The 6,201-nt window shown below is 20.3% G+C and carries 8 protein-coding genes; 1 reads left to right on the top strand and 7 read right to left on the bottom strand.

Annotated features, from left to right (window positions below):
* Positions 1–102 precede the first annotated feature (102 nt).
* The 6 genes from cgtA to rplM all read right to left on the bottom strand — a co-directional run bounded on the left by cgtA (position 103) and on the right by rplM (position 4,075).
* Entirely contained in the window at positions 103–1,134 is a 1,032-nt protein-coding gene (cgtA, locus tag GJT97_RS02190) for an Obg family GTPase CgtA (RefSeq protein ID WP_169767852.1), read from the bottom strand.
* Positions 1,135–1,221: 87 nt separating this feature from the next.
* Entirely contained in the window at positions 1,222–1,479 is a 258-nt protein-coding gene (gene rpmA / locus GJT97_RS02185; protein WP_169767851.1) for a 50S ribosomal protein L27, read from the bottom strand.
* Positions 1,480–1,494: 15 nt separating this feature from the next.
* Positions 1,495–1,812: a 50S ribosomal protein L21 gene (gene rplU / locus GJT97_RS02180; RefSeq protein WP_169767850.1), complete on the bottom strand. Its 318-nt coding sequence runs from the start codon at positions 1,810–1,812 to the stop codon at positions 1,495–1,497.
* 73 nt (positions 1,813–1,885) lie between these two features.
* Positions 1,886–3,145, bottom strand: a complete 1,260-nt coding sequence (gene murA / locus GJT97_RS02175) for a UDP-N-acetylglucosamine 1-carboxyvinyltransferase (RefSeq protein WP_169767849.1) — start codon at positions 3,143–3,145, stop codon at positions 1,886–1,888.
* A gap of 84 nt (positions 3,146–3,229) precedes the next feature.
* Complete coding sequence (rpsI, locus tag GJT97_RS02170; protein ID WP_169767848.1) at positions 3,230–3,628, bottom strand: 30S ribosomal protein S9; 399 nt, start codon at positions 3,626–3,628, stop codon at positions 3,230–3,232.
* Between the two features lie 24 nt (positions 3,629–3,652).
* Positions 3,653–4,075 (bottom strand): 50S ribosomal protein L13, encoded by a 423-nt coding sequence (rplM, locus tag GJT97_RS02165; RefSeq protein ID WP_169767847.1) that lies wholly within the window; start codon positions 4,073–4,075, stop codon positions 3,653–3,655.
* 253 nt (positions 4,076–4,328) lie between these two features.
* Here rplM and argR point away from each other — a divergent pair, with 253 nt between their 5' ends.
* Positions 4,329–4,808: a transcriptional regulator ArgR gene (argR, locus tag GJT97_RS02160; protein ID WP_169767846.1), complete on the top strand. Its 480-nt coding sequence runs from the start codon at positions 4,329–4,331 to the stop codon at positions 4,806–4,808.
* Between the two features lie 13 nt (positions 4,809–4,821).
* Here argR and serS read toward each other — a convergent pair whose 3' ends face one another.
* On the bottom strand, positions 4,822–6,108 hold the full coding sequence (gene serS, locus GJT97_RS02155) for a serine--tRNA ligase (protein ID WP_169767845.1): 1,287 nt from the start codon (positions 6,106–6,108) through the stop codon (positions 4,822–4,824).
* Between the last annotated feature and the right edge of the window lie 93 nt (positions 6,109–6,201).

Genomic DNA, 6,201 nt, shown 5'->3' with positions numbered 1-6,201 from the left:
TTTATAATCCAAATTAAATAAAATTTATTTTCATATATTTATAAAATAAATAATTAAAATAATGAAATCGTATAAATAATTTGTATATTTTTTTAAAAAAAATTAATGTTTTATGTTTTTTAATTCATATAAATAAGATGAAATATCTATGTATAGTTTTTTAATTCCAATATTATATTTAGACGACACTAAATAAAATTTTTTTATATATTGATATTTTATTAAAATTTCTTTAATATAAGATATTATATAATTTGAATTATGTAATAAATCAATTTTATTAAAAATAATCCATTGTTCTTTTAATAATAATTTATCATTATATTTAGTAATTTCGTTTTTTATGATATTTAAAATATTAAATATATCATATTTTATATCAATAATTGATATATCTATAATATAAAAAATCAAATTACAATTTTTAAAATATTTAATAAAATCTAAACCTAATCCTTTGCCTAAAAAAGAATTTTTGATAATACCTGGCACATCTAATATAGAAATGTTAGAATTATCTAATTTATTTTTAATAATACCTAAAATAGGTTTTGTAGTTGTAAAAATATAATTATTAATTTTAGTTTTAGCTGAAGATATGTTTTTAACAAATGTTGATTTTCCAGAATTAGGTAATCCTAATATACCTATGTCCACTTTTAAAATTAATTCTAATTTAATTTTTTTCTTTTCTCCTAAAGAACCTATAGTTTTTTTATATGGAGTTCTATTTATAGATGATTTAAAATTAATATTTCCTAATCCGTTTTTTCCACCTTTTGCAATTAAAAATATTTGATTATTATTTATTAAAGATACTAAAACTATATTTTTTTCTACATCAGTAATTTTTGTGCCTAAAGGTACTTGAATAATTAAATTTTTACCATTTTTCCCGGTACGTTTCTTATTTTTCCCATTTAAACCATTACCAGCTACATAATTATTTTTATAATGAAAATTTTTTAAATTATTAATATTATGATTAGCTATAATATATATATTACCTCCATTACCTCCATTACCTCCATCAGGTCCTCCTTTTGGAAGAAACCTTGCACGATAAAAACTAATACATCCATCTCCCCCTTTACCTGCTTGAACATGTATAATTACTTCATCAAAAAATTTCATTATAACTCCATTATATAAAAAAATATTTAAATAATATATATCTAATAGATAAAATAATTATTAATACAAAACAATCAATTATCAAAATTATATATTAATAACATTAATATATAATTTTTTTCGTAATCCTTTATGAGTAAATTTTACAATACCATTAATTTTAGCAAATAAAGTATGATCTTTACCACACCCTACATTATTTCCTGCATGAAATTTAGTACCTCTTTGTCTTATTAGAATGTATCCAGATTTTACTTTCTCTCCCCCATAACATTTTATTCCTAATCTTTTAGAATGTGAATCTCTACCATTTCTAGAAGATCCTCCTGCTTTTTTATGTGCCATAATTTTTTTTTCCTTTTATATTGAAAATATAATTTTAATAATTTTTATATTAGTAAATAATTGACGATGACCTTGTATTTTACGATAATGTTTCCTTCTACGAAATTTAACCACTTTAATTTTTTTATCTTTTCCATGTGAAATTATTTCTGCTATAACTTTTCCCCCGGGGATTACAGGTTTTCCTATATTTAATTTATTATTATTAGAAATTAATAGAACATTATTAAATTCAATCTTTTTCCCGATAATGCCTTGTATTTTTTCTAATTTAATAATTTGTCCTTCTATAACTTTATATTGTTTTCCACCATTATCAAAAATAACATACATAAAATTATAATCCTTATAAAAAATTTATTAATATAATAGTTATTATATTTATAATAACTTTATATTAATAAATTTAACTTTTTAACCTTATTATTTTGGCACCTAAATTGATTAACTTATTTTCTATATTTTCATAACCACGATCGATATAATTAATGTTATTAATTATAGTTATACCTTTAGCAATACATCCTGCTAAAACTAAACTTATTGCACCTCTTAAATCATTTGCTTTAATTTCAGAACCATAAAGTGAATTTACACCTTTACAAAATACTTTATTATCTTTAATAAAAATTTTAGCTCCCATTTTTATTAATTCATATATATATATAAAACGATTTTCGAATATAGTTTCTGTTATTATACTTTTACCTAATGCAATACAATTTAATAAAGTAAATTGAGGTTGTATATCAGTAGGAAATTGAGGATATGGACCTGTTGTAATATTAATAGCTTTAGGTTTTTTATTATTCATATTAAGACTGCACCAATCTTTACCTATTTGAATTTTTGCACCTACATATTTCAATTTTTTTAACAAAATATCTAAATATTTAGGATTAGTATTTTTACATAAAATTTGACCTTTAGATATAGCAGCTGCTATTAAAAAAGTTCCGGTTTCAATTCTATCTGGCATAATAGTATAAATACCTCCTGTCAATCTTTTAACTCCTTTAATTATAATTTTTTTAGTCCCCCCGCCTTTAATATTTGCACCTATCATATTTAAAAAATTAATTAAATCTTCTATTTCAGGCTCTTTAGCTGCATTTTCAATTATAGTTATGTTATTAGCATAAATTGCTGCTAAAATACTATTAATAGTAGCTCCTACACTACTTTTTTTCATAAAAATATGAGCACCTTGAAATCTATTATTTATAGATGCTTTAATGAATTCATTTTTAATATAAATATTAGCACCTAATTTTTTTAAATTTTTAATATGCAAATCAATTGGTCTTTGGCCTATAGAACATCCACCAGGTAAATATATTTTTATTTTTTTAAAACGTATTAATAATGGACTTATTAACCAAATAGAAGCTCTAATAGATTGAATCAATTTTTTAGGTAAAATATAATTTTTGTATAAATTATTTGCATTTATTGTTAATGATTTACCTTTTTTTATTTTTACACCTAAAGTTAAAAGTAATTTAATAGTTATATCTATATCTTTTAATTTAGGAATATTTTTAATTTCTATTAATTCATTTGTTAAAAGAGATGCAAATAAAATAGGTAAAGCAGAATTTTTTGATCCAGAAATACTAACTTTTCCTTTTAATTGTACTGGACCTTGTATTAGAAATTTATCCATATTAAACTCTATAAATATTAATAGAATTAATTAAAAAAATAATTAATTTTGTTTTAAGATTAAATTTTTAAAATAAATAAAAATTTAACGTTTAGAAAATTGAGGACTACGTCTAGCTTTTTTTAAACCAAATTTTTTACGTTCTACTTTACGATCATCTCTAGTAATAAAACCTGCTTTTTTTAAATCTTTTCTAAAAAAATTATCATATTTTATTAAAGCTCTTGTAATACCATGTCTAATTGCTCCTGCTTGGCCTGAAACACCGCCTCCTTTAACAGTGATATATAAATCAAATTTATCACGCATTTTAACCAATTGTAAAGGTTTTAATACCATAACACGATGTGTATTTCTAGTAAAAAAAATATTTATTTCTTTTTTATTAATTAATATATTGCCAGTTCCTATTTTTATAAAAATTCTCGAAGAAGAACTTTTTCTTCTTCCTGTTGTATGATAATTATAATTTATTTTATTCATAAATTCATGTCCTTAATAAAATAATTAAATATTTAAAATATTATTTTTTTGTGCTATATGTTTATGTATTGTTCCTGTATAAATTTTTAATCTATTTAACATTAATATTCCTAATTTATTTTTAGGCAACATTCCTTTGACAGAATGTTGAATAACTTTACAGGAATTTTTTATCATTAATTTCTCTAATGATATTTTTTTTAATCCTCCTGAATATCCACTATGACTAAAATAAAATTTATTTTTTAATTTATTTCCAGTTATTTTAATTTTACTAGCATTTATAACTATAATATAGTCACCTATATCAATATGAGGTAAATATAAAATTTTATGTTTACCCATCAAATAATGGACAATTATACTAGATAATCTTCCTAAAATTTTATTTTCTGCATTTATAATAAACCATTTACGATTAAACTTTTTATTTAACAAAATATTCATTTTATATATATCCAAAATGTAAAAAATTTTATTTAAATTATTTATTTTTAATTTTTTAATAAAAAAATACATATTATTATTAAAATATGATAATATAGATAAATAATAAATGCAATTAGTCTTTTTATTTTTAAATTTATTCTATCGAATAAAATAAAATAGAATAAATAATGTAATTTTTATTTATATAAAAATTAATGTAATAGATTTGTTTTAAATAAAATATTTTTCTTTTATTTTTTTGGTGAACTTTATGAGTATAATTTCTGCAAAAAAAAAAGAAGCTAATTTAATTAAAATATTTAAAAATTTAATAAAACAAGAAAAATTTAGTACTCAGGTTGAAATTGTTCGTGCTTTACAAGAAGAAGGATTCCAGAATATTAATCAATCTAAAGTTTCTAGAATGTTAACTAAATTTGGTGCAGTAAGAGTTAGAAATATAAAAATGGAAATGGTGTATTGTTTTCCCCTAGAATTAGGTGTTCCTAATACAACAAGTCCATTAAAAAATTTAGTATTAGATATTGATTATAATGATATTTTAATTATTATTCATACAAGTCCAGGAGCTGCACAATTAATTGCACGATTATTAGATTCTTTAGGAAAATCAGAAGGTATATTAGGTACTATTGCCGGTGATAATACTATTTTTGTAGTACCTACTCGTCTTTTTAAAACGATTCATTTATATAATTCTATTCAAAATTTATTTGAACAAAAATTATAATTTTATTAATTATTTATCTTTTTATATATTTCATACCTTTCATATAAGGTTGAAGTACATCAGGGATTTTAATCGTTCCATTTTTAAGTTGATAATTTTCTATAATAGCAGCTAATGTTCTGCCTACAGCTAAACCAGAACCATTTAAAGTATGTATAAATTTAATTTTTTTATCTTTTATTCTTCTATATCTAGCTTTTATTCTCCTAGATTGAAAATCACCCATATTAGAACAAGAAGATATTTCATAATATTGATTTTTTGAAGGAAACCATACTTCTAAATCATAAGTTTTACTTGAAGCAAAACTCATATCTCCTGTACATAATAATATTTTTCTATATGGTAAATTTAATAATTGCAATATTTTTTCTGCATGTACAGTAATTTGTTCTAAAGTTTTTATTGAAAATTTTGGTTTTACTAATTGTACTAATTCTACTTTATCAAATTGATGTGTACGTATTAATCCTTTATTATATTGACCATATGACCCAACTTCTGATCTGAAACAGGGGCTATGAGCAACATATTTAATAGGTAATTGATTTTCTCCAATAATTTTATTAGATACTAAATTAGTTAATGGTACTTCTGCTGTAGGAATTAAAAAATATTGACATTTATTATTATCTTTACCATTTTTTATATGGAAAAGATCTTTATTAAATTTAGGTAATTGTCCAGTACCATATAAAGCATTTTCTTTAACTATATATGGTATATAAACTTCTTGATAATTATGCTGATTTATATGTATATCTAACATAAATTGGATAAGTATCCTATATAAATAAGCTATTGTTCCTTTTAATACGAAAAATTTTGATCCACTTAAATGAACACCAGATTCTATATCAATTCCTTTATGTAATAAACCTAATTCTAAATGATCTTTTATCGTAAAATCATAATTAATTATTTTACCCCATTTTTTAATTTCTTTATTTTTTGTATTATCAATTCCTATAGGAACCTCATGAAGAGGTAAATTAGGAATAGAAGAATAAATATATTCTATGTTTTTTTTAATATTATCTAATAGAGATTTATATTTTAAAATATTATTAGTCATAATAATAGATTTTTGTTTTAAATCATAAATATTATTAATATCTTTTTTAGATAAAATAGAAGATATCTTATTTTTTTCTATTTGTAATTTTTCTATTCTAATTTGAAATAATTTTCGTTTTGTTTCTAATTTATTTATTAAATTAATATCTAAAATAAAATTTCTTTTTTTTAACATTTTATATACATAATTAATTTTATTACGTAATAATTTTATATCTAACATAATGTTTTTCTTAAAAATGGAAATATAATATTTTACTATAAAATTAAAATTTATATAAATTTTTTTTAAATTATTAATTTAAATATTCGATAT

The sequence above is a fragment of the Enterobacteriaceae endosymbiont of Donacia proxima genome (assembly GCF_012569285.1).
GTDB lineage: Bacteria > Pseudomonadota > Gammaproteobacteria > Enterobacterales > Enterobacteriaceae.
The sequence above is the reverse complement of the archived record's forward strand: the minus strand, read 5'-3'. Positions and strand labels throughout refer to the sequence as shown.